The sequence below is a fragment of the Streptosporangium sp. OZ121 genome (genome assembly GCF_051918885.1).
In the GTDB taxonomy this organism is placed as follows: Bacteria; Actinomycetota; Actinomycetes; order Streptosporangiales; family Streptosporangiaceae; genus Streptosporangium.
In genome coordinates this window covers 1-23481 of record NZ_JBPXMC010000049.1, presented here as the reverse complement: position 1 = coordinate 23481, position 23481 = coordinate 1, and the positions used below count along the sequence as shown (strand labels likewise).

General features: G+C 71.2%; 23 protein-coding genes and 1 pseudogene. 11 read left to right on the top strand and 13 right to left on the bottom strand.

All coding sequences use genetic code 11. The annotated features are described in order from the left end of the window. Nucleotides 1-123: 123 nt before the first annotated feature. Nucleotides 124-285 (top strand): hypothetical protein, encoded by a 162-nt coding sequence (locus ACTOQ1_RS41405; protein ID WP_440073891.1) that lies wholly within the window; start codon nt 124-126, stop codon nt 283-285. A gap of 372 nt (nt 286-657) precedes the next feature. Next, nucleotides 658-2082, top strand: coding sequence for a rifampin monooxygenase (gene rox / locus ACTOQ1_RS41400; RefSeq protein ID WP_440073889.1), 1425 nt, complete (start codon nt 658-660; stop codon nt 2080-2082). Between the two features lie 322 nt (nt 2083-2404). On the opposite strand, the gene ACTOQ1_RS41395 is transcribed toward rox, so the two are convergent. Together ACTOQ1_RS41395 and bla are read right to left on the bottom strand one after the other, a co-directional pair. Continuing rightward, nucleotides 2405-4609, bottom strand: a complete 2205-nt coding sequence (locus ACTOQ1_RS41395; RefSeq protein WP_440073887.1) for a transglycosylase domain-containing protein — start codon at nt 4607-4609, stop codon at nt 2405-2407. An 85-nt stretch (nt 4610-4694) separates the two neighbouring features. Further along, complete coding sequence (gene bla / locus ACTOQ1_RS41390) at nt 4695-5678, bottom strand: class A beta-lactamase (protein WP_440073885.1); 984 nt, start codon at nt 5676-5678, stop codon at nt 4695-4697. Nucleotides 5679-5847: 169 nt separating this feature from the next. Here bla and ACTOQ1_RS41385 point away from each other — a divergent pair. Continuing rightward, a pseudogene (locus ACTOQ1_RS41385) lies at nt 5848-6195 on the top strand (ISL3 family transposase); the annotation flags it as partial. Between the two features lie 74 nt (nt 6196-6269). Here the strand turns inward: ACTOQ1_RS41385 and ACTOQ1_RS41380 are convergent. From ACTOQ1_RS41380 to ACTOQ1_RS41370, 3 genes are all read right to left on the bottom strand, one after another. Then, nucleotides 6270-6851: a dihydrofolate reductase family protein gene (locus ACTOQ1_RS41380; RefSeq protein WP_440073883.1), complete on the bottom strand. Its 582-nt coding sequence runs from the start codon at nt 6849-6851 to the stop codon at nt 6270-6272. 65 nt (nt 6852-6916) lie between these two features. After that, entirely contained in the window at nt 6917-7756 is an 840-nt protein-coding gene (locus ACTOQ1_RS41375; protein WP_440073881.1) for a helix-turn-helix domain-containing protein, read from the bottom strand. Between the two features lie 277 nt (nt 7757-8033). Beyond that, nucleotides 8034-8591, bottom strand: a complete 558-nt coding sequence (locus tag ACTOQ1_RS41370) for a TetR/AcrR family transcriptional regulator (RefSeq protein ID WP_440073879.1) — start codon at nt 8589-8591, stop codon at nt 8034-8036. 111 nt (nt 8592-8702) lie between these two features. On the opposite strand from ACTOQ1_RS41370, the gene ACTOQ1_RS41365 reads away from it, so the two are divergent. Continuing rightward, nucleotides 8703-9356: a class I SAM-dependent methyltransferase gene (locus ACTOQ1_RS41365; RefSeq protein ID WP_440073877.1), complete on the top strand. Its 654-nt coding sequence runs from the start codon at nt 8703-8705 to the stop codon at nt 9354-9356. 163 nt (nt 9357-9519) lie between these two features. On the opposite strand, the gene ACTOQ1_RS41360 is transcribed toward ACTOQ1_RS41365, so the two are convergent. Then, a complete protein-coding gene (locus tag ACTOQ1_RS41360) occupies nt 9520-10044 on the bottom strand; it encodes a DUF4396 domain-containing protein (protein WP_440073875.1) in 525 nt (174 codons plus the stop codon). 218 nt (nt 10045-10262) lie between these two features. Here ACTOQ1_RS41360 and ACTOQ1_RS41355 point away from each other — a divergent pair, with 218 nt between their 5' ends. The 4 genes from ACTOQ1_RS41355 (at nt 10263) to ACTOQ1_RS41340 (ending at nt 15037) form a co-directional block, all read left to right on the top strand. Continuing rightward, entirely contained in the window at nt 10263-10631 is a 369-nt protein-coding gene (locus ACTOQ1_RS41355; protein ID WP_440073874.1) for a BlaI/MecI/CopY family transcriptional regulator, read from the top strand. Beyond that, on the top strand, nt 10628-11578 hold the full coding sequence (locus tag ACTOQ1_RS41350; RefSeq protein WP_440073872.1) for a M56 family metallopeptidase: 951 nt from the start codon (nt 10628-10630) through the stop codon (nt 11576-11578). The genes ACTOQ1_RS41355 and ACTOQ1_RS41350 overlap by 4 nt, the downstream gene beginning before the upstream one ends. Nucleotides 11579-12656: 1078 nt before the next feature. Continuing rightward, on the top strand, nt 12657-13763 hold the full coding sequence (locus tag ACTOQ1_RS41345; RefSeq protein ID WP_440073870.1) for a PLP-dependent cysteine synthase family protein: 1107 nt from the start codon (nt 12657-12659) through the stop codon (nt 13761-13763). Continuing rightward, complete coding sequence (locus tag ACTOQ1_RS41340; RefSeq protein WP_440073868.1) at nt 13760-15037, top strand: MDR family MFS transporter; 1278 nt, start codon at nt 13760-13762, stop codon at nt 15035-15037. The genes ACTOQ1_RS41345 and ACTOQ1_RS41340 overlap by 4 nt, the downstream gene beginning before the upstream one ends. A gap of 91 nt (nt 15038-15128) precedes the next feature. On the opposite strand, the gene ACTOQ1_RS41335 is transcribed toward ACTOQ1_RS41340, so the two are convergent. The 5 genes from ACTOQ1_RS41335 to ACTOQ1_RS41315 all read right to left on the bottom strand — a co-directional run bounded on the left by ACTOQ1_RS41335 (nt 15129) and on the right by ACTOQ1_RS41315 (nt 19904). After that, nucleotides 15129-17378, bottom strand: a complete 2250-nt coding sequence (locus tag ACTOQ1_RS41335; protein ID WP_440073867.1) for a heavy metal translocating P-type ATPase — start codon at nt 17376-17378, stop codon at nt 15129-15131. 31 nt (nt 17379-17409) lie between these two features. Continuing rightward, nucleotides 17410-18414 carry a hypothetical protein gene (locus ACTOQ1_RS41330; protein WP_440073865.1) on the bottom strand — a complete coding sequence of 335 codons (1005 nt, stop codon included), beginning with the start codon at nt 18412-18414 and terminating at the stop codon, nt 17410-17412. Continuing rightward, on the bottom strand, nt 18411-18620 hold the full coding sequence (locus ACTOQ1_RS41325; RefSeq protein WP_440073863.1) for a heavy-metal-associated domain-containing protein: 210 nt from the start codon (nt 18618-18620) through the stop codon (nt 18411-18413). The genes ACTOQ1_RS41330 and ACTOQ1_RS41325 overlap by 4 nt, the downstream gene beginning before the upstream one ends. A 32-nt stretch (nt 18621-18652) precedes the next feature. After that, nucleotides 18653-18934 (bottom strand): metal-sensitive transcriptional regulator, encoded by a 282-nt coding sequence (locus ACTOQ1_RS41320; RefSeq protein ID WP_440073909.1) that lies wholly within the window; start codon nt 18932-18934, stop codon nt 18653-18655. Nucleotides 18935-19295: 361 nt separating this feature from the next. Continuing rightward, complete coding sequence (locus ACTOQ1_RS41315; protein WP_440073862.1) at nt 19296-19904, bottom strand: TetR/AcrR family transcriptional regulator; 609 nt, start codon at nt 19902-19904, stop codon at nt 19296-19298. Between the two features lie 58 nt (nt 19905-19962). Between ACTOQ1_RS41315 and ACTOQ1_RS41310 the strand changes: the two genes are divergently transcribed. Next, nucleotides 19963-21417 carry an MFS transporter gene (locus ACTOQ1_RS41310; protein WP_440073861.1) on the top strand — a complete coding sequence of 485 codons (1455 nt, stop codon included), beginning with the start codon at nt 19963-19965 and terminating at the stop codon, nt 21415-21417. A gap of 11 nt (nt 21418-21428) precedes the next feature. Here the strand turns inward: ACTOQ1_RS41310 and ACTOQ1_RS41305 are convergent, their stop codons facing one another. Then, nucleotides 21429-21581, bottom strand: coding sequence for a hypothetical protein (locus ACTOQ1_RS41305; RefSeq protein ID WP_440073860.1), 153 nt, complete (start codon nt 21579-21581; stop codon nt 21429-21431). Nucleotides 21582-21617: 36 nt separating this feature from the next. Then, on the bottom strand, nt 21618-22733 hold the full coding sequence (locus ACTOQ1_RS41300; protein WP_440073858.1) for a flavin-containing monooxygenase: 1116 nt from the start codon (nt 22731-22733) through the stop codon (nt 21618-21620). 56 nt (nt 22734-22789) lie between these two features. Between ACTOQ1_RS41300 and ACTOQ1_RS41295 the strand changes: the two genes are divergently transcribed. Both ACTOQ1_RS41295 and ACTOQ1_RS41290 read left to right on the top strand, forming a co-directional pair. After that, complete coding sequence (locus tag ACTOQ1_RS41295; RefSeq protein WP_440073857.1) at nt 22790-23131, top strand: ArsR/SmtB family transcription factor; 342 nt, start codon at nt 22790-22792, stop codon at nt 23129-23131. A 177-nt stretch (nt 23132-23308) separates the two neighbouring features. Then, on the top strand, nt 23309-23481 hold a 173-nt coding region (locus ACTOQ1_RS41290), incomplete at its 3' end, for an FAD-dependent oxidoreductase (RefSeq protein WP_440073907.1).

The window sequence follows — 23481 nt, the reverse complement described above, 5'->3', positions numbered from 1 at the left end:
CCACGACCCCGTGCCGGCGGCCCCGAAGCGCCGCACCCCCAGGCGCGTCATCGCATCTCGCGGTCCGGGACGCGGCACCGATGTCCGGCCGGCTGGTCAGCACGCTGGTGGTCGGGGTGCCTGATGAAGCCGCTGATCTATCCGCGGGACCCCGCGCTCTACACGCTGCCCCGGGGGCTGAAGGCGGTCGTCGACCAGTTCTCCAGGTCGTGCCGACGGTCGTGCCGCACGATCATCGGGCGGCAGAGCATGGCGGGCGGGGGAGTTCCCGCGCGGCGACTGTGACCGGCGGCGGCATCGCCGTACGCGGCGTGTCACCGCTTCGGCAGGGGCGTGCCCGTCCGCGACGGGCGACAAAAGGCAAAGGCAAGGAGGTAACACACTCCTCGCCACTCTCAACGTATAGCGCACCGGGGGGCTTGCCACAAGACCCGGGTCATCCTGCAGAATCGTCGGCCAAGGCCAGGGCCTGCGGAAATCAGGAGTTCGCGAAGGACGTGTCCTTCTGCTGATCGGCGGACGAGGCACACGGGACGCCGAACCGCCGGTGGGACTCGCGGTGCGGTCGCGGGGACTCGGTGCGCAGGCGCGGGTGTGCGCCGCCGGACCGCGCGGAGCGGCCGGCCGAAAACGCGACCTTGTCGAATGGGGGGTTTCATGATCGACGTGATCGTCGCCGGTGGGGGACCGACCGGCTTGATGCTGGCCGGTGAGTTGCGGCTGCACGGCGTGCGCGTGCTCGTGCTGGAGAAGGAGGCGGAGCCGGCCGCGTACGTCCGCTCGCTCGGCCTGCACGTGCGCAGCATCGAGGTGATGGACCAGCGCGGCCTGCTGGAGCGGTTCCTCGCGCACGGCCGGCGGCATCCGGTCGGTGGTTTCTTCGCCGGCATCACCAAGCCCTCGCCCGGCCGGCTGGACACCGCGCACGGCTACGTCCTCGGCATCCCGCAGACCATCACCGATCGCCTGCTGGCCGAGCGCGCCGCCGAGCTCGGCGCCGGGATCCGGCGCGGCTGCGAGCTGGCCGGGCTGAGCCAGGACGAGCACGGGGTGACCGCCGAGCTGGCGGACGGCACGCGGCTGCGCTCGCGCTACCTCGTCGGCTGCGACGGCGGCCGCAGCACGGTGCGCAAGCTGCTCGGCGTCGGCTTCCCCGGTGAGCCCTCCGGAATCGACACGCTGCTGGGCGAGATGGAGGTGGCCGTGCCGCCGGAGACGCTGGCCGCCGTGGTGGCCGAAGTCCGCAAGACCCACCTGCGGTTCGGCGTCGGCCCCCTCGGGGGCGGGGCGTACCGCGTCGTCGTGCCCGCCGAGGGGGTGGCCGGGGACCGCTCGGTCCCGCCGACCCTGGAGGAGTTCAGGCGGCAGCTGCGGGCCTTCGCCGGCACCGACTTCGGCGTGCACTCACCGCGCTGGCTGTCCCGCTTCGGCGACGCCACCCGGCAGGCCGAGCGCTACCGGGCCGGCCGGGTGCTGCTGGCCGGCGACGCGGCGCACATCCACCCGCCGATGGGCGGCCAAGGGCTCAACCTCGGCATCCAGGACGCGTTCAACCTCGGCTGGAAGCTGGCCGCCGAGGTCGGCGGCTGGGCACCGGAGGGGCTGCTGGACAGCTACCACACCGAGCGTCACCCGGTGGCCGCCGACGTACTGGACAACACCCGCGCGCAGACGGAGCTGATGTCCACCGAGCCGGGGCCGCAGGCGGTGCGCCGGCTGCTGGCGGAGCTGATGGACTTTGAGGACGTGAACCGGCACCTGATCGAGAAGATCGTCGCGATCGGGGTCCGCTACGACGTCGGCGAGGGACACGACCTGCTCGGCCGGCGGATGCGGGACGTGGCGCTGAAGCGCGGTCGCCTCTACGAGCTGACGCGCGGCGGCCGCGGGCTGCTGCTCGACCAGACCGGCCGGCTCTCGGTGGCGGGCTGGGCCGACCGGGTCGACCACGTCGTCGACGTCAGCGAGGAACTGGACGTCCCCGCCGTGCTGCTGCGGCCGGACGGCCACGTGGCGTGGGCCGGTGAGGATCAGCAGGATCTGCTCGACCGGCTGCCCAGGTGGTTCGGCGCCGCCGGCTGAGCGCGGTCGCGGGCTCGCGACGCCGCGTGCGCGGTGTCGCGCGTCCCCGGGCTCGCAGCGGTTCGATCGGGGGGCCGGCGTGCGGCCTTCGGAAGGAGGGTCCGCGACGTGGAGCGACCAGCGGGTGCTGCATCGCCAGTGCGTCGCCGCCATTCGCGGATACGAGTCGATCCGCGAACCGGACCAGGCCGCGGTCCCGCACCCCGATGCCCAGGTCGAGCTCTGGGCGGCGCTCCCGCACACGTTCGCCGACGGACTCGCCGCCCGGATCGTGAACACCCTCGGCGAGGTGTCGGCCGGCACCGCCGCGCGGCTGCTGCGTTCACTGCCGCTCAGGCCTGAGATCGTCCGTATCGCCGGCCGCTTCCTCGCCCGGAGGCGTCCGGGCCGGCCGGCAGTGCCGCCCGCAGCCGCCGAAACGCACCGCATCGATCGGGGTGAAGGAGGTGGCCTTCACGCCCCTCAGCGCGCCGATCATGGTGTCCTTCCAGATCGGCCCGGGAACGGTGGCCCCGAAGACGGCGCCGTAGTATCTGCCGCCGATGGTGACGTTGTTCAGCTTGTGCGCGACGGCGCCTCGGGGGTCGCCGATGCTCACCGCGCCGGCCAGGTCCGGGGTGAACCCCGCGAACCACGCGCTCGCCTGGTCGTCGTTGGTGCCGGTCTTGCCGGCGGCGGCGCGGCCGATGCCGCCCACCGCCCGCATCGTGCCCTTGGTGAACACCCCCGACAGGATGTGCGCCGTGGCGTCCGCGATCTCGGGATCCAGCACCTGGCGGCACCTGGGCCGGTGGCCGGTCGCCTTCCCGTTCCGGTCGGTGACCCGGGTGACGGCCATGGGAGCGCAGTACCTCCCGCGTGCGCCGATGGCGGCGTAGGCGCTCGCGACGGTCACCGGGTCCATCTCGTCGATGCCGAGGGTGAAGGTCTCGTACTCCCGCAGCTCGCGGCCGTCGGCGCGCTTGATGCCCAGCGACCTGGCGGTCCGGACGGTCTCGCACAGGCCGACGCGGCGCTCCAGTTCCATGAAGAAGGTGTTGACCGACTGCCAGGTGCCGGTCCGCAGCGACGTGAAGCCGGGAGACCCCTCGTCGTTGGTGACGGTGTGCGTCGGGTCGCCGATGTCGCCCCCCTCACAGTTTTTGAAAGCGGCGTAGCCCGGGGCGCGGTAGCCGTTCCCGACGGTGAAGCCGTCGTCGATCCTCATGCCCTGCTTCAGGGCCGTGATCAGGGTGAAGGTCTTGAACGTCGAGCCCGCCTGGACGCCGCCGATGCCGCCGTGGTCGGTGTCGGCCACGACGTTGTACGACAGCTGGCGCCTGCGCGCGGAGGTGCCGTACTCGCGGCTGGCCGCCATGGCCTTGATCATCCCGGTGCCCGGCTGGACCAGGGCCTCGGCGGCGACGGGGTTGTCGGAGGCGTGGACGTGTTTTTTGATGGCTTTCTCGGCCGCGGCCTGCATGCGGGGGTCCAGCGTCGTCCTGATCGTCAGGCCGCCGCGGTAAAGGAGCCGGGCGCGCTCCTGCGCGGTCCTGCCGAACGCGGGGTCGCGCAGGAACTCCTCGCGTACGTACACGCAGAAGTAGGGGTACGGGCCGGCCGCGCAGTTGCCGGGCAGGGGAGTGCCCCGGTAGCCGAGCTTTTTCGCTTTGGCCTCGGCGGCCTGCCGCGGGGTGATCGCGCCGAGCTGCGCCATCCGGTCGAGCACGACGTCGCGCCGTTCCAGCAGCCTTCGCCGGTTCTCCCCGCCGCCCTCCGGGTCGGTGGCGGTGGGCAGCTGCACGGCTCCGGCCAGGGTGGCCGCCTGCCACAGGTTGAGCCGGGAGGCGCGCACGCCGAAGAACCGCCTGGCCGCCGCCTCGATGCCGTTGGCCCCGGCGCCGAAGTAGGCGATGTTGAGATACTTCTCGAGGATCTGGTCCTTGGTGTACTTGCGTTCGATCCCCATCGCGTAGCGCAGCTCGGTGAGCTTGCGCGCGTAGCTGGCCTCCAGGGCCTTCTCCTTCTCCTTCTCGGTCACGGCCGCATTCAGCAGCACCTGCTTGACGTACTGCTGGGTGATGCCGGAACCCCCCTGGCTCACCCCTTGCGAGGAGAGGTTCTTGGCCAGGGCCCGCATCGTGCCTTCGAGGTCGATCGCACCGTGCTCGTAGAAGCGGTAGTCCTCGATCGAGACGATGGCCGTCTTCATGACGTCGGACACCTGGCCGAGCGGTACGACCTCGCGGTACACGTCCCAGAACTGCGCGATCGGACGGCCCTCGGCGTCGAGGACGGTCGTCTTCTCGGCGAGCGGCGGCTCGGCGAGCTCCGCGGGATTGAGGTCGAGCCCGTCCGACGTTTTGACGATCACCACCCCCGCGCCTCCCACGGCCGGCAGGGCGAGCCCGGCCGTCAGCACCCCCACCGCCACCGCCGCGCCGGCCAGACGCACGATCTTCGCCCCCGCCGACGATCGCATCCTGGCCCGGCGCGGGCGGTGCGCCCGCCGGACGGCGGCGTCCGGCTCCTCGTCGAAGGGGCTCATCCTTCGCCCCTGGCGCGAATCGGACGAACGGATCCGGGGAGTGCGGCGAGAGAGGTGGTCCCCGGCCCTTTGCGCTGCCCCGGCATCAGAGCCTGCCGAGGCCGCGGGCGAGGATGGTGGCGGTCTTCGCGACCACCTTGTCGTCGACGGCACCGTCCGCGGTCCGGCGGTTGGTGTAGATCGACATGATGACGGGGGCGGCCGACCTGCCCGGCCAGACCACCGCGATGTCGTTCCCGGCCCCGTACCTGGAGCTCGTGCCGGTCTTGTCGCCGATCGTCCAGGTCCTGGGCAGGCCCGCGCGGATGCGGGCGTCCCCGGTCGTGTTCGCGATCAGCCAGGCGTTCAGCCGTTCCCGGTCCTTGGCGTGGAGGGCGTTCCCCACCGTGACCGCGCGCAGGTCACGGCCCATGGACGCGGGCGTCGTGGTGTCGCGTCTCTCCTTGGGACTCCAGTCGTTGAGCTCGGTCTCCCACCGGTCCAGCCGGGAGATCGGGTCCTTCAGCGTCCGGAGGTAGCGGGTCAGGCCGGCGGGGCCGCCGATCTGCCTCAGCAGCATGTTGGCCGCGGTGTTGTCGCTCTGGGTGATGGCCGCCTCGCACAGCCGTGCGACGGTCAGCCCGTCCTTCACGTGCTTTTCGGTGACCGGGGAATGCTCCCGCAGATCGGCGGCCGTCCAGCGCACGACCTTGTCCATCAGGCCGGGCTCGGAGGTGCGGGCCCGGTGCAGCACGGCCGCGGCGGCCATCGCCTTGAAGGTGGACAGCATCGGGAAACGCTCGCCCGGCCGGTGGCCGATCGTCGCGCCGGTGGCGGTGTCGACGGCGTACGCGCCGATCCGGCCCTTGAAGGACGCCTCCAGCGCGCGCAGCTCCTTCGCGGCCCGGATCCGGCCCGGCGCCGGCGCCGTCGCCGTCGTCGGCGCGGCAGGGACGGCGGCAGGGACGGCGGACGGGGCGGCGGACGGGGCGGCGGACGCGTGGCCGGTCGCGGTGGCCCCCGCCATGGGGACGAGCGCGAGGCAGGCCAGCGCCCGGAGCGCGGCGCGTCGGAGAAGCCGGGTGGGCACGGTGGGATGCCTTCCTGTCGTGGATCGGGGGCGGAGAGAAGTCTCACGCCGGCATCCGATGCCGTCAAAGACGGAAACAGGCAACTCTATGCTGAAATGGCATATATCCAGGTCGCGGAGGTCTTCCGAGGATGGAGGTTCCTGCGCCGCCCATCTGGAAGACCTCGACGTGCCTGACGCCACCTTCGGCTGTCCTGACCTGACCACGTTCCGCGGCCTGGACGAGCTCGGACCGGTCGTGGTCGGCCGGCGTCTGGAGCCCGGTCGCGCGGTCCTGGCGTGCCGGGTCCTGGAGGCCGATGACGGCACCGAGGGCTGGTGCCGACGCTGCGGGCGTGCGGGAAGACCCCGGGACACCGTCACGCGGGAGCCGGCGCACGAGCCGCTGGGCCGGCGACCGACCACCCTGCCGGTGACGATCCGCCGGTACCGGTGCACCGGGTGCGGGCATGTGTGGCGCCAGGACACCAGGTCGGCTGCCCGACCAGGGACAGCGATGCGCAAACGCGGCCGGAGGCCCGATCTTGTGTCACCGTTCGCAGTGGACTTCTTCGTTCGCGGTGGACTTCTTCGCGTACCCGATCAGATCGGTCAACGGCGCACCCGATAGCGCAGGTGAAGCACCCGGTTGCCCTGAATCACCACGTCAGGATCCTCCAACAGGTGCTGCGCGTGGATCGACCCGAAGTAGCGCTTGCCGGACCCGAACACCACGGGTACGACGTCCATGCGCACCTCGTCGATCAGGCCCGCGGCAAGCACCTGGCCACCGACGTCGCCGGCGGCGACCTCGACCAGGCGGTCACCCGCAAGCTCCTGCGCCTTGGCCACGGCTGCCTCGACGCCGTCGACGAAGTGAAACGGCGCCTCGGGGTCCCAGCCCTCGGGCATCGGCCGGTGCGACACGACGACCACGTGGTCGATGCCGCCCGGAGGTCTCCCGTCCCAGCCGTCCGTCAGGTCGAAGACGTGGCGGCCGACGATCGTGACTCCGATCTGGTCCCAGTACGTCCGGGTGTGGTCGTAGGAGGTCTGCGACACCTTCAGCTCGCCGCTCTCGTCCAACGGGACGTCACCGCTGGACAACCAGTCGAACAGCGGTCCGGGCCGGTCGTTCTCGTCCGCGACGAAGCCGTCCACCGACACCGAGCTGTACATGACCACCTTGCCCACGGGGCTCTCCTCTGCTTCGGGGTGCCCCAAATTAGCGTGTCGTGAGCTGTCGCTCTTGTAAGAAATCAATCGGCCGGCAGCGGCCAGCCGTCCATCACGTGGCCGGGATGTTCGCGCAGGAACCGCCGCCGGACTTCGACGTACCGGGTCGGCGTGAGCCCGGTGAACGCCCGGAACTCGTGGCCGAAGTGGGCCTGGTCGAAGTAGCCCGCGCCACCGGCGAGGTCGCCCCAGTCGATCGGTCCGGCGGGGTTGATCGCGAACACGGTGGCGGCGAAGCGGTAGGTGCGCGCCAGCCGCTTCGGCGTGACGCCGATGAGCTCCTTGAACCGCTGCGCCAGATGAGTGCTGCTGACACCGGCTGCCACGCTCAGGTCGCCGATCGCCACCGCCCCGCCGGCCGCCGCGATGACACTGCTCGTATGGCGGACCAGCCCCAGACCGGCGGTCTCGCACAGCCGTCGCATCAGCTCCTCCTCGAGCAGCGTCAGCATCTCGTACGGCCCGGCCGCCGTGGCCAGCCGGTCTCGCAGCTCGGCGATGGCGGGCCGGCCCCAGACCTGCTCCACCGTCACCGGCCGGTCACACAGCTCGGCCGCGGGCATCGGCAGGAACGGCGCCGGCCCCCACGGCTTGAAGTGCACGCCGACGGACCGGGTCCCCGGAGGATAGCCGAACTCGAAGGCGCGGGTGGGCATGGTGACCACGCAGCCGTCGGCGTACTCTGCCGTCTCGACGTCGGTGCCGGCGCGGATGCGGAACGGCGCCCCGAGGTTGACGATGAGCAGCGCCGACGGACTCGGCGGCAGCGTCAGCCGGGCGTACGGCGGCGCACCCTCCAGGTAGTAAAGGTCGTCGATCAGCCCGTCCAGCGGCGGTCGCGGCACTCTGGACACGTACTCCATACCCACAGCATCGCCGACGCCCCGCCGGCATCGCGCGCCGGGATGGTCCAGCCGCGCTGCCGCCGGCATCGAGCCGGCGCCGATCCCGGACGAGCGCCCGGCCGCGGACATTCGCGTGGGTTGCGCGTGCTGCGTGAGCGATGGAGGATTTCCCGGCCCTCCGGTGCCGCCCCGCATGGGGGGAGGCGCTGAACCACCCTCTGCTGCGTTACCGGTCTTCCGGAGCATGCCGTCCAGCCGATGGCGTGTCACGATCCGGCGGTCTTTCGCACCGGTCTCAGGACCGAGCCAGTAACGTTCGTACGCCGGGTGTGATCGTCGTGTGGAACGCCGCGTCCAGTTCGGCCGGTGTGGCGTCGATCTCCCCGTCCACCCACTTGCGCACCAAGGCCATGAACGCCCCGACGGCGCAGGTGACCACCAGGTCGAGCGAGGCGCCGGCGCGCCCGCCCCGGGCGAGCAGCTCGTCGCGGATGACGGCCTGCAGCAGTTGCTCGCCGTGGGCCATCACCATCTGGCCACCACGGCGTCCGAGCAATGCCCGCACCAGCCTGCGCTGCTCCTGCACATGCTCGAACATCGCCAGGCTGAAGCCGAACAGCGGGCCGTCGGTACTCGGAGCCGGGTGCAGAAAGGCGATCTCGTCCAGGTTGGCGAACAACACGGCCTGCTTGTCGGCGAAGTGGGCGTAGAAGGTCGAGCGCCCGACGTCGGCGCGGTTGATGAGGTCGGTGACGGTCACCGGCTCATACCCCTTCTCCAGGATCAGCTCCACCAGCGCGCGCTGGATCGCCTGCCGGGTGCGCCGCACCCGCCTGTCGGTGTTTCCGGACACTTCACCGGTCCTGTTCGGTATGGCACAGCAAGGCGGAAGTGGTTGTTGACCCCGTCATGCTAACGAACGGATCATTCATTATTGAACAGGTTGTTCGAGAGGAGAACGATAATGGGACTGGGCAGATTGCTCCACAATCACGCCGAGCACGCCGACGAGGGCGGGACGATCGATCACCCCCGCGCCTACGACATCGCGGCGAACATCGGCCTGCTCGGGCGACGGCGCGAGATCTTCACCCGCCTGGCGGCGCTGTCCGGAACCCGGCCGGGCGACCAGGTGCTCGACGTCGGCTGCGGCACCGGCTACCTGACCCGGATCCTGGCCCCGCTCGTCGGCCCGGCAGGCCACGTGACCGGCGTCGACCCCTCACCACCCATGATCGGCCATGCCCGTCGACGCGCCCCGGGCAACTGCTCCTACGTCGCGGGCACCGGGCAGGCGCTCGGCCTGCCCGACGCCTCCTTCGACGTGGTGGTCTCCAGCCTGGCCGTCCACCACATGCCGGCCGCCGGGCGCGGCGCCGCCGTAAGGGAGATGTTCCGGGTGCTGCGGCCGGGCGGGCGGCTGCTGATCGCCGAGTTCCGCCCGCCCGCCAACCACCTGCTCGCCCATCTCGTCGGCATGGTGTCGGGCCCCGCGATGCGGCACAGCCCGCGGGACCTGCTCGGCGACCTGATCCCCGACGCCGGATTCCACCTCACCGACGAGGGCGACCTGCCGGTCATGCTCTACTACGTCCGGGCCTCGCGCCCCTCGGCCTGAGAAGCGCGACGGGCCGGGAGGGGGCCCGCCCGGCAGGACCGTCGCGGCACGGCAGGCGCCGTGGAGGAGGCCTTCGAGACGCACGGCTTCCACGGAGGCGGCCTGCTGGGCGTCGAGCATCGGGCGTGGCCGGTCGGTGCCCGTCAGTGCCCGCCGGTGCCCGTCAGTGGTGGTAGGCGTGGACAACGGCGTGTCCCCTGCCCCGGCCGATGATCCACTTGTTGATGGGCGTGGTGACCAGGAAGGCCACCAGGAGGGCGAAGGCGAGGGCGCCCCAGAACAGGCCGGACGTCAGCTCGGCGTCCATGGCGCCGGGGACGGCGATCATCACCCCGTTGTCGACGATCTCCATGACGAGGATGGACAGGGTGTCGGCCGCCAGCGCCAGTCGCAGGGCCTTGCGCCAGTCGACGCCGGCCCTGCGCAACCCGATCAGGGTGAGTGCGTAGCCGAAGAAGAAGGCCAGCACGATGGCCAGGACGATGGTGGGCACGTTCGGCCATCCCAGAGCCGTGCCGATCACCATGCCGAGCACCTCACCGATGGCACACCCGGTCAGGCAGTGCAAGGTCGCCGACGCGGCCACTCGCCAGGTGGCCTTCCGCGCATGACCGGCGTGCCCGAGGTGGTCGTGCCCGTGGGGCTCGTCGTGTCCGGCATGATCCCTGGAACCCATCGATTCCGCCATCACGGCCTCCCGGCTTGCGCATCGTCTCGGCAACTCCGCCACCATATACGGGTGGGGGGTATATGGGCAACATCTCTCGTGCCGGAGGGCGCGGGCCGCGGGCCCGCCCGCATCGCGCCCCCGGCGACCGGCGGGCCGGGGCCGAGGTGACGCATGGTCGGGTTTCTACGACGGCCGGTAGCATTAAGTGGTACGCCGGTGGAAGGGAGTCTCACCTGATGCGTGGTCTGGGAGACCTGGAGTCCACGATCATGGAGCGCCTGTGGTCGTACCACCGGCCGGCGTCGGTCAGGGACGTGCTCGAAGATCTCCGTCGTGAGCGGGACATCGCCTACACGACCGTCATGACGGTGATGGACAAGCTGCACAAGAAGGGCCTGCTGCGCAGGAAACCGGTCGGCCGGGCGTACGTCTACGAGACGGTGGCCAGCAAGGAGGCCTACACCGCCGACCTGATGCGCACCACCCTGGCCTCCAGCGGTAACCAGGCGGCCACGCTGGTGCACTTCCTGGAGCGGCTGACCCCTGAGGAGTCGGTCGCGCTGGAGGCCGCGTTGAAGGTGTATCCGCCGGGGCGCCGCGTATGATGGCCGCCGCCGTCCTGGCCCTGTACGCCGTGGTCGCGGTGGTCACGCTGCCCCGCCTGCTGGGCCGGGGCGAGTGGGCCGAGCGCGCGCCCCGCCTGGCGATCTGCGTCTGGCTGGCCGCCTGTGCCTCCGTGGTCGCCTCCGCGGCCCTCGCCGCGCTCGCCGTCGCGATTCCGGCCAGTGTGATCGGCCATGGCCTGGCCGAGTTCTTCGAGGCGTGCGCGGACATGCTCTCCGACGGCGCGTCTCCCGCCCCCCCGGGGGCGCGCGCCGCTCTGTTCGGCGCCGCCCTGATCGCGGCCAGGATCACCTACTGCGGGGCGGCCATCCTGGTCAGGGCGCGGCGGCAACGGCGGCGGCACGCCGAGATGCTGAACTTGCTCGGCCGCCATGACGGCGCGCTGGACGCGGTCGTGCTCGACCATGACGAGGCCGCCGCCTACTGCCTGCCCGGCCGCGACGGCAAGGCCGTCATCACCACCGCGGCCCTGCGATCCCTGGCTCCCGAGCAGGTCGCCGCCGTCCTCGCTCATGAGCAGGCGCACCTGCGCGGGCGCCATCACCTCGTCCTGGCCGCCGCCGAGGCCTTCTGCCGGGCCTTCCCCCGTCTGCCGCTGTTCGCCCGGGCCGGAAAGGAGATCGCCCGGCTGATCGAGCTGCTCGCCGACGACGTCGCGGCCCGCCGCCACCCGCGTATCCACATCGCCGCCGCACTGGTCCGGCTCGCCACCGGACGGGCCCCCGCGTTCACGCTGGGCGCCGGCGGCCAGACCGCCCTCACCCGTGTCCAGCGCATGCTCAGCCCGGCGGCCCCGCTCAGGCCCCGGGAACGCCTCGCGGGCCTGGCCGCGGTCGCCTTCCTGCTCGCCGGCCCCGCGGCCGTGGCCGCGATTCCCGGTGTGAGCTCGTTCCTGGCCCACCACTGCCACGGCATCTCGCTGTTCTAGCCGCACCTACGACGCCCTGTTTCGCGAATCGCGGGCATGGGAGCGCCTTCCCGGTGCGCTCGCCTTCGGCGCACGTGACCAGCGCTTCCGTTCCCCGTCCTCGCCTGCAGGCGCCGTTTCGCCTCGCCTGAGAACGGCGAGGCAGGGGCGCTCGCCACCTGAGCCGCTGTCCTCGGTGAAACGGCGGTCACCCGGCTGGAGCGCTCGCTCGGGCTGGGTCACGATCGCCGTTGGCGCCGAGGATCCCCGCAGGTCACACCTGCCCGGATGGCGGAACCACGATTACGTACTATGTATTGTAGTAGAGATGGCCGAAGAGGTGAATGATCAACTCGCGCGCAGCGGGACAGGCGGTTCACGTGTTGTCGCGCTTCTCTCGCGCGCGTACGTCTGCCTGAACAGCAGGCTCCTTCTCAAGGGTTCCAGGGGAGGCGCCAGGGCCGGTGGGGCAGCGGGAGGCGCGCACATCCCGCCGCGGCATCGAGTGGCAGAACTCGCCGTCTCTACTACTGACCATAGCAAGGTAAAGATTGTGGGGGACAAAGCCCCTGTTGTGCCGGGGGATCTCGTTGAACGTTCACGGAAACCACTTGCCTCCGGGGAACTCAAGACATACGCCTGAGGTGCGGTGCGGTGGGTGATGCCGCCTTACTGCCGAGACCGTGTCTCATCCGCGTATCCCCTTCCCGCGCGGCGACCGCGGCCGTCGAGTCCGCGATCTCGCGAAGCCGGGGCCCCGGTCTTTCCGGGGTGAATCGCGCGCTCGCCCCCCGTGGCGCCCCGAGGGGCACTTCCGCGCCCGGCCCCGCCCGCTAGGCGCCTGCAAGTAAGGAGAAACCCCGGTACAACCGCATACCGCTTCCCCCTGACGGGGGAGCTGCCAGGCGGTCATTCCTGCTCCAGCCGGGCCGCCGCCCACGCCGTGATCTTCGATTTCATCGGAATCGGCACAACCTGTACGGGCTGCGCGGCAGCCCCGGCCACCACGGTCTCGCCAACTCCGAGGCGTCCCCCCGTGGCCTGGCCGTCACACCGGCGGTGTCCGCCGAAGCGAAGCAAGCTCATCAGAGGAACGCAGATGGAGAACACTCGTGTGAAGACCCGGGCCTCAACGGCGAGCGTTGCGGGAACCCCCTCTCCGGCAAGCCTTGTCGGCGACACGCCGGTGCTGTGGGTGCCTGAGCTGTGGACCGGTGAGGAAGAACGCGGCTTCTGGGCGAAGCTGGAAGGCTACAACCCGGGCGGTATCAAGGACCGCCCGGCGTTGCACATGATTGAGCAGGCGCGCCTGCGCGGAGAGCTGCAACCCGGGCGAGCGATCATCGAGTCGACCAGCGGGACGCTCGGGCTCGGCCTGGCGCTGGCGGGCATCGTCCACCACCATCCGGTGATCCTGGTGAGCGACCCCGGCCTGGAACCGTTGATGCACCGGCTGCTGCGCGCCTACGGAGCTCGTGTCGAGACGGTTGGCGCGCCCCACCCCACCGGAGGATGGCAGGAGGCGCGGCGCCGGCGCGTCGGCGAGCTCCTGGCCGAACACCCCGGCGGGTACTGCCCCGACCAGTACAGCAACCCCGACAACGTCTCGGCCTACCAAGGCCTCGCCCGGGAACTGGCCGACCGGCTCGACCGGCTCGACATCCTGGTGTGCAGCGTGGGCACCGGCGGCCACAGCGCCGGCGTGTTCGGCGCACTACGCGAGCTCCGGCCTTCCGTACGCCTGGTGGGAGTCGACACGGTCGGTTCCACGATCTTCGGTCAGCCCGCTCGCGCGCGGCTCATGCGTGGTCTCGGCAGCAGCATCCATCCGCGCAACGTCGCGTACAGGGCTTTCAGCGAAGTGCACTGGGTGGCGCCCGGCGAGGCCGTGTGGGCCTGTCGCCGGCTCGCGGCGGGCAGATACGCGTCCGGAGGATGGAGCGTGGGCGCCGTCGCGCTCGTGGCCTCCTGGCTGGCGCGTTCCGAGCCCGCGGGCACGCAGATCGCTGCGGTCTTTCCCGATGGTCCCGAACGCTACTTCGACACCGTCTACAACGACGCCTACTGCGCCGAGCACGGTCTGCTCGAGGTCAAGCCGGAGCCTGAGCCCGACGAGATCGCTCATCCGCGCGAAGCCGAGGTGGTGCGATGGACGCGCTGCGCCACCGTGGTGGACCCGGTGAAAGACGCGGAAGAGCGCACATGAGAACCACCCTCGCCCAGGTGCGATCGTTCAACCAGCCGATCCGGCTTCTCCTGGTCAACCAGCTCACCATCAACGTCGGCTTCTACATGCTCATGCCCTACCTCGCCCTGTATCTGTCCGGCGACCTCGGGCTGGCGGTCTGGCTGGTCGGCCTCATCCTGGGCGTACGCAACCTCAGCCAGCAAGGCATGTTCCTGCTGGGCGGCAGCCTGGCCGACCGGATCGGCTACAAGCCGATGATCATGGCTGGGCTGATCCTTCGAAGCATCGGGTTCGCGCTGCTCGGCCTGGTCGAGTCGCTACCGGCACTGATCGTCGCCTCCGCGCTCACCGGCTTCGCCGGCGCCCTGTTCAACCCCGCGGCCCGCGCCTACCTGGCTCAGGAGGCGGGTGAGCGCAAAGTCGAGGCGTTCGCGCTCTTCAACGTCTTCTACCAGACGGGCATCCTGGCCGGGCCGGTGATCGGACTGCTGCTCAACGGTGTCGCCTTCCGCCTCATCTGCTTGGTCGCGGCTGGACTGTTCACCGTTTTGGCCGTCGTGCAGGTGCGGGCCCTGCCGGCTCGGTCCGGTGGCAGGGCGGGCGCTGAGGCGAGTCTGCTGCAGGACTGGCGCCAGGTGATCGGCGATCGCGCCTTCCTGCTGTTCTCGCTGGCCATGGTCGGCTCCTACGTGCTCAACTTTCAGATCTATCTGGGCCTGCCCATTGAGATCCGCCGGATGACCGGTGGTGAGGCCGGGGTCACGCTGATGTTCGTGATCTCCGGCGGGCTGGCCGTCCTTGGGCAGGTTCGCATCACCGCCTGGGCCAAAGCGCGATGGACATCCGGGCAGGCGATGGCCCGGGGCCTGTGGCTGATGGGTGCCTCGTTCGTCCCGCTGGCGCTCGCCACCACACTGTCTCCCCGGAATCTCAATGCGGCCCCCTGGCTCGCGTATGCCGTGGCATTGGCGCCGGCGCTCCTCACGACCTGCCTGCTCAGCCTGGCCACCATGATCGTCTACCCGTTCGAGATGGCGACCATCGCCGCGCTCGGCGGAGAACGCATGATCGGCACTTACTACGGGTTCTACAACACCCTGTCCGGGATCGGCATCGCGGCCGGAAACCTGCTCACCGGGACGGTGCTCGATGCCGGACGGCAGATGGGAGCTCCGGGCCTTGCGTGGTGGAGCCTGGTCATTGTCGGATGCGGGTGCGCGACGGCTGTCTGGGCACTCGACCGGTCCGGGCGGCTGACGCCGGATCACCGGCCGCAGGCGGCCCTCACCTGAAAGACCTTCAAGATTGCTCCGGGGAAGTCCGTCCCCGACGACCTTGCTCTCGTCGCGGACGGCCGTCGCCCGCGGCCGCACCGGCGTTTCGCTATGTGAAGGTGCGCAGGCGCAGGCTGTTGCCGACCACGAAGACCGAGGAGAACGCCATGGCGGCCCCGGCGATCATCGGGTTGAGCAGGCCGAGCGCGGCCAGGGGCAGGGCGGCCACGTTGTAGGCGAAGGCCCAGAACAGGTTGCCCCTGATGGTGCGCAGGGTACGGCGTGACAGCCGGATGGCGTCGGCGGCCACCCGCAGGTCGCCGCGGACCAGGGTGAGGTCGGAGGCCTCGATGGCCGCATCGGTGCCGGTGCCCATGGCCAGGCCCAGATCGGCCTGGGCGAGCGCCGCGGCGTCGTTGACGCCGTCACCCACCATGGCCACCGACCTGCCCTCGGCCTGCAGCCGCTTGACGACGTCGACCTTGTCGGCGGGCAGCACCTCGGCGATGACCTCGGTGATGCCGACCTCGGCCGCGACCGACCGTGCGACGGTCTCGTTGTCGCCGGTGAGCAGCACCGGCCTCAGGCCCAGGGCGCGTAGCCGTCGGACCGCCTCGGCCGAGGTGGGCTTGACGGTGTCGGCCACCGTCAGGACCGCGCGAGCCTGGCCGTCCCAGCCGACCGCGACGGCTGTGCGGCCCGCCGCCTGCGCCTCGGTGAGTGCCCGCTCCAGGCCGGTCGGCAGGTGCTGGGACCACTCGGCGAGCAGCGCGGGACGGCCCGCCAGCACGGCGTGACCGTCGACGATGCCCTGTACGCCGAGCCCTTCGCGGTTGGCGAAGTCCTCGGGGGTGGGCAGCTCGCCCACGCGTTCGGCCGCTCCCCGGGCGATGGCCTGGGCGATGGGGTGTTCGGAGGCGTGCTCCAGGGCACCCGCCAGGCGCAGCACCTGCGTCTCGTCCTCGCCGTCGGCGAGATGGACGCCGACCAGGGTCATCTTGCCCTCGGTGACGGTCCCGGTCTTGTCGAGCACGACGGTGTCGACGGCGCGGGTGGATTCCAGCACCTCCGGGCCCTTGATCAGGATGCCGAGCTGGGCGCCGCGCCCGGTGCCGACCAGCAGGGCGGTCGGCGTGGCCAGGCCCAGGGCGCACGGGCAGGCGATGATCAGCACGGCCACCGCGGCGGTGAAGGCCGCCCCGGCCCCGCCGCCGGTTCCCAGCCAGTAGCCGAGCGTGCCGACGGCCAGCGCGATCACGACCGGCACGAAGATCCCGGAGATGCGGTCGGCCAGCCGCTGGACCTGGGCCTTACCCGTCTGAGCGTCTTCGACCAGCCTGGCCATCCGGGCCAGCTGGGTGTCGGATCCGACGCGGGTGGCGCGGATGAGCAGGCGGCCACCGGCGTTGACGGTCGCACCGGTCACCGCCTCGCCGGGGCGCACCTCCACCGGCGCCGATTCGCCGGTGAGCATGGAGGCGTCGACGGCGGAGGTTCCCTCCTCGATCACGCCGTCGGTGGCGATCTTCTCGCCGGGCCGGACGACGAACCGGTCGCCCGCCTTGAGCTCCCCGGCGGGGATGCGGGTCTCGACGCCGTCGCGCAGCACGGCGACGTCCTTGGCCCCCAACTCCAGCAGGGCCCGCAGGGCGGCGCCCGCGCGGCGCTTGGAGCGGGCCTCGAAGTAGCGGCCGGCCAGGATGAACGCCGTCACTCCGGCGGCGGCCTCCAGATAGATGTTGCCCGAGCCGTCGGTGCGCTCGATGGTGAAGGCGAACGGGTGGGTCATGCCAGGTGTGCCCGCCGTGCCGAAGAACAGCGCCCACAGCGACCAGCCGAGCGCGGCGACGGTGCCGAGCGAGACCAGGGTGTCCATGGTCGCGGCGCCGTGGCGCAGGTTCGTCCAGGCGGCCCGGTGGAAGGGCCAGCCGGCGTAGACGACGACCGGGGCGGCCAAGGCGAGCGACAGCCACTGCCAGTTGACGAACTGCAGGGGCGGGATCATCGACATGGCGATCACCGGCACGGCGAGCACCACGGCGGTGATCAGCCGGTTGCGCAGCGGGGCGAGGTCGTCGGCCGGTTCGCCCGGGGAGTCGTTTCGGGTGGTGCCGCTCGCGGGCTTCGCGGGGAGCGCGGCGGTGTAGCCGGCCTTCTCCACCTCGGCGATGAGGTCCTGGGGGTCGACACCCTCGGTGAAAGCGACCTTGGCCTTCTCGGTGGCGTAGTTCACGGTCGCGGTGACGCCGTCGAGCCTGTTGAGCTTGCGTTCGATCCGGTTGGCGCAGGACGCGCAGGTCATGCCGCCGATCGAGAGTTCGACCGCGTCTTGGGCCCTGTCGTCGGTGAGGGAGGACATCACCTGCTCCTTTCGCTCGTCATGCCAGGTGTCAGTGATCGTGGTCGCCGTGCGAGGCGGATGCGGACGGCGTGGCCGCCGGCGCCGGGCCCGAAGTCGTGGCCGGCGCGGGGAGCTCACCGGCGCGGACGGTGAAGTCGGCGGTGCGCACGGTTCCCTCGTGCTGGAAGTCCAGGAACAGCCGGTAGTCGCCGCGGCTGGGAACCTCGGCGTAGAAGGTGATCTGCGGGCCCGAGAGGGTCGTGCCGTCACCTGGTTCCCCGTCAGGGTGCACGTGCAGGTAGGCCAGGTCTCCGGCGCGCAGGGCGACCAGGTGCCCGTAGGCGCCCAGGTAGGGCTGCAGGTCGGTGACGGGCCTGCCGTCCATGCCGACCTTGAGGGTGAGCTTGCTGGACGCGCCGGGAGTCAGGTCCCCGTCCAGGGTGACGGTGTAGCCGTCGACCGTGGCGGTACGGCTTGTCGCGGGCAGCGCCTCGGGTTCCTGGGCGCCGGGGGCCTGCAGGTCGACGCCCAGGGTCAGCCCGCGGCCGCCCTCGGGGGCGAAGTCGGCGAACGCCCGGTAGGCGCCCGCCTCGGGCAAGGTCAGCTTCACCGACCACACGCCGTCGTCGGTCAGTTCGGGGTGCAGGTGCTGGAAGCTGCCCAGATCGCGGGAGACCACGATGAGGTGCAGCCTCTTGCCGTGCTCTGTCCGGTAGGCGGTGACAGGCTTGCCGTCGGGGCCGATCACGCCGAAACGGAAGTCCGTCGCCTCGCCCGGCTCGACCGTGGTGGCCTGGGGGAGGAGGGTGTAGCCGTCCTGGGACACTTGAAGACCTCCGGGGACGGGCTCGCCGGTCGCCGCCGGGCCGGGGGCCGGCTCGGTGTGGGTTCCGTGATCGCCCGCCTGGCTCGCGGACGGGGCCGCGTGGATCGTGCGGGCGTCCGCCGCGGGGCCGGGTCCGGTCGCGCCCACCGCGTTGCCGACCCCCAGAGCCCCGCCGAAGATCACGACGAGTCCGAGGGCGTAGGCGCCCAGCCTGGCCGGTGTGTTCATGACGGGGCCACCACTTCGTATCCGGCCTCGGCGACCGCGGCCGCGATCCGCGCCGGGTCGATCGGGCTCTCGCTGTGGACGGTCACCAGGCCGGTGGTCAGATCCACGTCGACGCCGGTGACGCCGGCGACCTCGCCGACCTCTTCTTTGACGGAGGAGACACAGTGGCCGCAGGTCATGCCCGTGACGGTGTAGGTGGTGGTCATGCGATCACTCCTTGGTCGGTCGGTTTCTTCGATCAGGAACGGACGAGGCGGGCGATGGCGTCGGTGGCCTCCCTGACCTTCTCCTCGGCCTCGGCGCCGCCCTTGGCGGTGGCCTCGGCCACGCAGTGCGCCAGATGCTCCTCCAGCAGGGACAGCGCGAAGGACTGCAGGGCCCGGTTGGCCGCCGACACCTGGGTGAGGATGTCGATGCAGTACTTGTCCTCCTCGACCATCCGCTGCAGGCCCCGCGCCTGCCCCTCGATCCGGCGCAGCCGCCGTAGATGGTCCTGCTTGTTGTGGGTGTAGCCGTGCATGTCCCCGCCCTTCGTCGTCACCTCCCATAACGTCATACCCCGGTAGGGTATTTCGGTGTTCTCGGGATCGTCGGGCACGAGCCGCGATGACTCACAGGTACCCTAGTGGGGTATCTCGGTTCGCGACTTCAACATACCCCCTGGGGGTTAAATTGCCAACTGGGTCGGGGCGTGCGGCGTCTTCGCCGACATCGCCACCGGGGGAGGACGACGGGATCTCGGCGACGTCCACGTCCGGGAAACCGCAACGGGCGGAGCACGAGCGGTGAGTTCGCGGGCCGGTGGCGCGGAGGGCTCGGGTCCCGCGCGGGCTCGCCGGGCTCGGTGGTGGCCACGCCCGCCGGGCGCGCGGGGCGGGGCGCTACTTCGGTGACGCGTGAGGGTCCGGCGGGGCGGCGGCCAGGATCGCCTGTGCCGTCGCGATGACGACGCGGGCGGTCTCGCTCGTCTCCATGCGCCCGGCGCGACTCTCCTCCGCGGCGCCTTTCAGGATGTAGTGCAGGACATTGATCAGCCAGGAGATCGGCAGGTCGGTGCGGAACGCGCCGTCGTCCTGGCCGCGGCGGATGAGCTCTTCGACGCGCCGCGCGGGGGCGGCGTGCAGCTCGCGAACGCGCCCGGCGGGCAGGGCCTTCTGTGCGGCGCTCGACAACGCCATGGACTCGGCCACGAGGGCCCAGCTGGAGTCGAGCAGCCGGGCCAGGGCGTCTCGCGCGTCCCCGGTGAGATCGACGGACGACAGCGCCTCCTCGCCGGCGCGCAGCGCGTCGACCAGCGCGGCCTCGACGAGTTCCGCCCGGGTGCGGAAGTGGCCGTAGAGCGTCATCCGGCCCACTCCGGCGGCCTTGGCGATGTCGTCGACACTCGCGTCCGGATCGCTGCTCAGGAGCTTGCGCGCCGCGGAGACGATGCGGGCGATGCTGCGTTCGGCATCCGCGCGCCGGCGCGGACCGGCAGAGACGGTGGGCATGCCACCACCTTAACTCGTACGCGGATATACGTGTTACTCTCACGGCTCGAAGTCGTACATGACCATACGAGTTAGCTGGAGGCTCTCGGTGACGCACCATGAGATCCATGAACCATCTCCGCCGGACAGCTCGGCTCATCCGTCGCGGTGGCGCATCCTGGCCTTTCTCGGGGTGGCCCAGCTGATGTTGATCCTCGACGTCACGGTGGTGGCCATCGCGCTCCCGCACATCGAGACCGACCTGGACCTGAGCCGTGAGGCGCTGACATGGACCGTCAGCGCGTACACGTTGACGTTCGGCGGCCTGATGCTGCTGGGCGGGCGGCTCGCCGACCTGGTCGGGGCCAGGCGAGTGGTCCTCGCCGGCCTGCTGATCTTCACGGTGGCGTCATTGGTGACCGGGTTCGCCGACTCCGCCGGCATGCTGCTGGGCGGACGCATCGCGCAGGGAGCCGGTGCGGCGCTGCTGTCCCCGTCGGCCCTGTCACTGCTGGTGACCCTGTTCGACGGCGACGAGCGGAACAAGGCGCTCGGCATCTGGTCCGCGCTCGGCGGCGGGGGCGCGGCTCTCGGCGTGCTGCTGGGAGGACTGCTCACCGCCGGCCCTGGCTGGCCGTGGGTCTTCTACGTCAACGTGCCCATCGGGCTGGTGGTTCTCGCCGCTCTTGCCCGGATGCTGCCGCACCACGGCGTGGCCGCGCCCGGGGCCCGGCTTGACGTGCTCGGTGCGCTGCTGGTCACCGCCTCGTCCGGTGCCGTGATTTACGCGATCACTCGCGCCGGGGACCACGGGTGGCTCACCGCCACGACCGGGTGGCTCCTGCTGGCGGCCGCGGTGGGCTACCTGGCGTTCGTGGCCAGGCAGAAGACCGCCAGGTCGCCCCTGATGGACGTCACGCTGCTGGTCCGCCGGCCGGTGGCCACCGGCACGTTCCTCATCGTGATGGCGACGGCGCTGATGATCGCGGTGTTCTTCCTCGGCACGTTCTACTTCCAGCACGCCCAGGGCTTCGGCGCTCTGCAGACCGGTCTGCTGTTCCTTCCGGTCGCGGCGGCGACGATGCTCGGGGCCGACCTCACCGGCCGGGCCATCGCCCGGGCCGGAGCGCGCCGGCTCGCCGTGGCCGGGTTGCTCACCGCCGCGATCGGCATGGCCGTGCCCGCCCTGTCGACACATACCGCGACCGTGGTGGCGGGCACGGCGCTCGCGGCCGCCGGGACCGGCGCACTGTTCGTGGTCGCCTCGGCGACCGCTCTGGGCCAGGTGGCCCCGCACGAGTCCGGCATCGCCTCCGGCATCGTCAGCACGTTCCACGAGTTCGGCGCCTCCATCGGAGCCGCCGCCATCTCCAGCGTCGCGGCGGCCAGCCTGGTCGGGGACACGCTCTCGGGGTTCACCGACGGCTACGTCCTGGCCGCGGTCGCCGCAGGTGCCGCGGCCCTCGTGGCCGCCGTCCTGACACCCGGCCGGGCCGGCACCGGGTCCGGAGCGGCGAGCGCGCGGACTCCCTGAGAGGGCGGGGCTCAGCGCCGGTCGAGCGGTTTCCGCATCCGCCCGATCCCCGCCCGCCGAGTGGCCTCGATGATCGCGGCCGGTTTCCCGGCCTCCGGATCGGACCCCTGGGCCCGCTCGATGACGTCCGCGGGCACGGACCGGGAGCCTGTGAAGCGCGCCACGCCGATGACGTGCCGGGTAAGGCCATCCGGTGGCCATCACATGGTTTCCGGCGGCCCGGTCACCGGGCGCGCCCTCCCCGGAACGGGCACACCCGGCTGCCGCGACAGGTGGGCTTTGAGCCTGCGGGTGAGGTGGCGGGCGTCGCGGCCCACTCCGCGCAAGGTGTTGGAGGCGGGGGTGCGCTGCCATTCCAGGCCGAGGAAGCCCAGGCCGGGATGGACGGTGGACAGGCCGTGGACATGACGGGGACGGCCGGTCTCGTCCAGGGCGCCGAGCCCGTCCAGATAGTCCAGGTTGGGCCGATACCCGGTGGCCAGCAGTATCACGTCGACGGGTTCACGGCTGCCGTCGGCCCACACCACGTCGTCGCCGTCGAGGTGGGTGAACATCGAGCGCCGGTCGAGCTCGCCCTCGCGTAGTGCCCGGCGGTAGAGGCCTTCGTCCAGGACGGGGGCGGTGGGCGGGGTTTTCACCAGGCGGGCAGGCAGGCGGTCGAAACCGGTGACGGTGAACCAGAAGTGCAGGTCCTTGCCCAGGATCCGCTGGTCGACGAAGCGGATCGGCGTGCGGGTGGCCAGTGTCACCGTGCTGGTCCGCGCGAGTTCGCAGGCGATCTGCACGGCCGAGTTGCCGGCGCCGACCACGACGACGCGTCTGCCCGCGTATGGCAGGGGGTTGGTGTAGGCGGCGGCGTGCAGGACCTGGCCGGTGAAGCCGTCGCGGCCCGGCAGGACGGGCAGGTGGGGACGGTCGAAGGACCCGCTGGCGGCGATCACGATGGGCGCGTTCAGCGTGCCGCCGTCGGCGAGGCGCACGGCGAAGCCACTGCCCCGGGCACCGGCTGCGACGGCGGTGACGCGGGCGCCGGTGCGGATCTCGGCGCCCCCGCGGCCGAGATCGCGGGCGTAGCGGGCCAGATGGTCCACCACCTCGTCGCGGTGCGGGTAGCGGTCGCCGTCACCGCCGAAGGGAAGGCCGGGCAGGGAGCTGTAGCGGGCGGGTGAGAACAGGGTGAGGCTGTCGTAGTAGCGCCTCCAGGAGCCGGTGGTCTGGTCTGTTGCCTCCAGGAGCACAGGAGCCAGGCCGACGTCCAAAAGAGCTCGGGTGGCGGCCAGTCCGGCCTGGCCGCCACCGATGACTATGGTGTTCATGCGCCGCATCGTATCGTCAAATCAAGAAATGACAATATGAAGGGTAGGGTCATCCCATGGAGACGGCGAGCACCGACATCGAGTTGACCGAGGCCGCGCGCGGCTTCCTCAAGGCGATGGCCAGCGACACCCGCCAGCAGATCCTGATGCTGTTCGCCGGCGGGATCGAGCTGACGGTGGGTGAGGTCGCCGAGCGGATGTCGTTGGCGCAGTCGGCCACCTCCACCCATCTGGCGACATTGCGCGACGGCGGGGTGCTGAGCGCCCGGCGGGAGTGGAAAACGGTCTACTACCGGGCCGACCCCGCCCGGATCGGCCAGGCGCTGAGCGATCTGCAGGCCGGCCTGCGGGCCTGCTGCCCGCCCGACGGCCGCCCTCCGGGCGCCACCTGCGGGTGAGTCCCGCCCGCCGGCCGAGCTGTTGATTTGACAAATCTCTAATCAGTGGGGCACCCTCTTTGCTACTTAGATGTTTTTCTAAACAAGGGGCGTGCGGCGCGCGCTCCGCTTCGTCGGTTCTGCTCCACCGCTGAGATCCGACGATCACATATCGCACGAATTGCAGGAGAGGCCATCATGAGTGACGGATGCTGCGGCACCACCGCTGTCGAGATCGAGCAGATCGTGGCGCACGCCGCGCCCGGCGCCCTGCCCGTGGTGGTGATCGGTGCGGGCCCGGTGGGCCTGGCCGCCGCGGCGCACCTGGCGACGCGCGGCCTGGACTTCCTCGTGCTGGAGGCGGGGCAGCG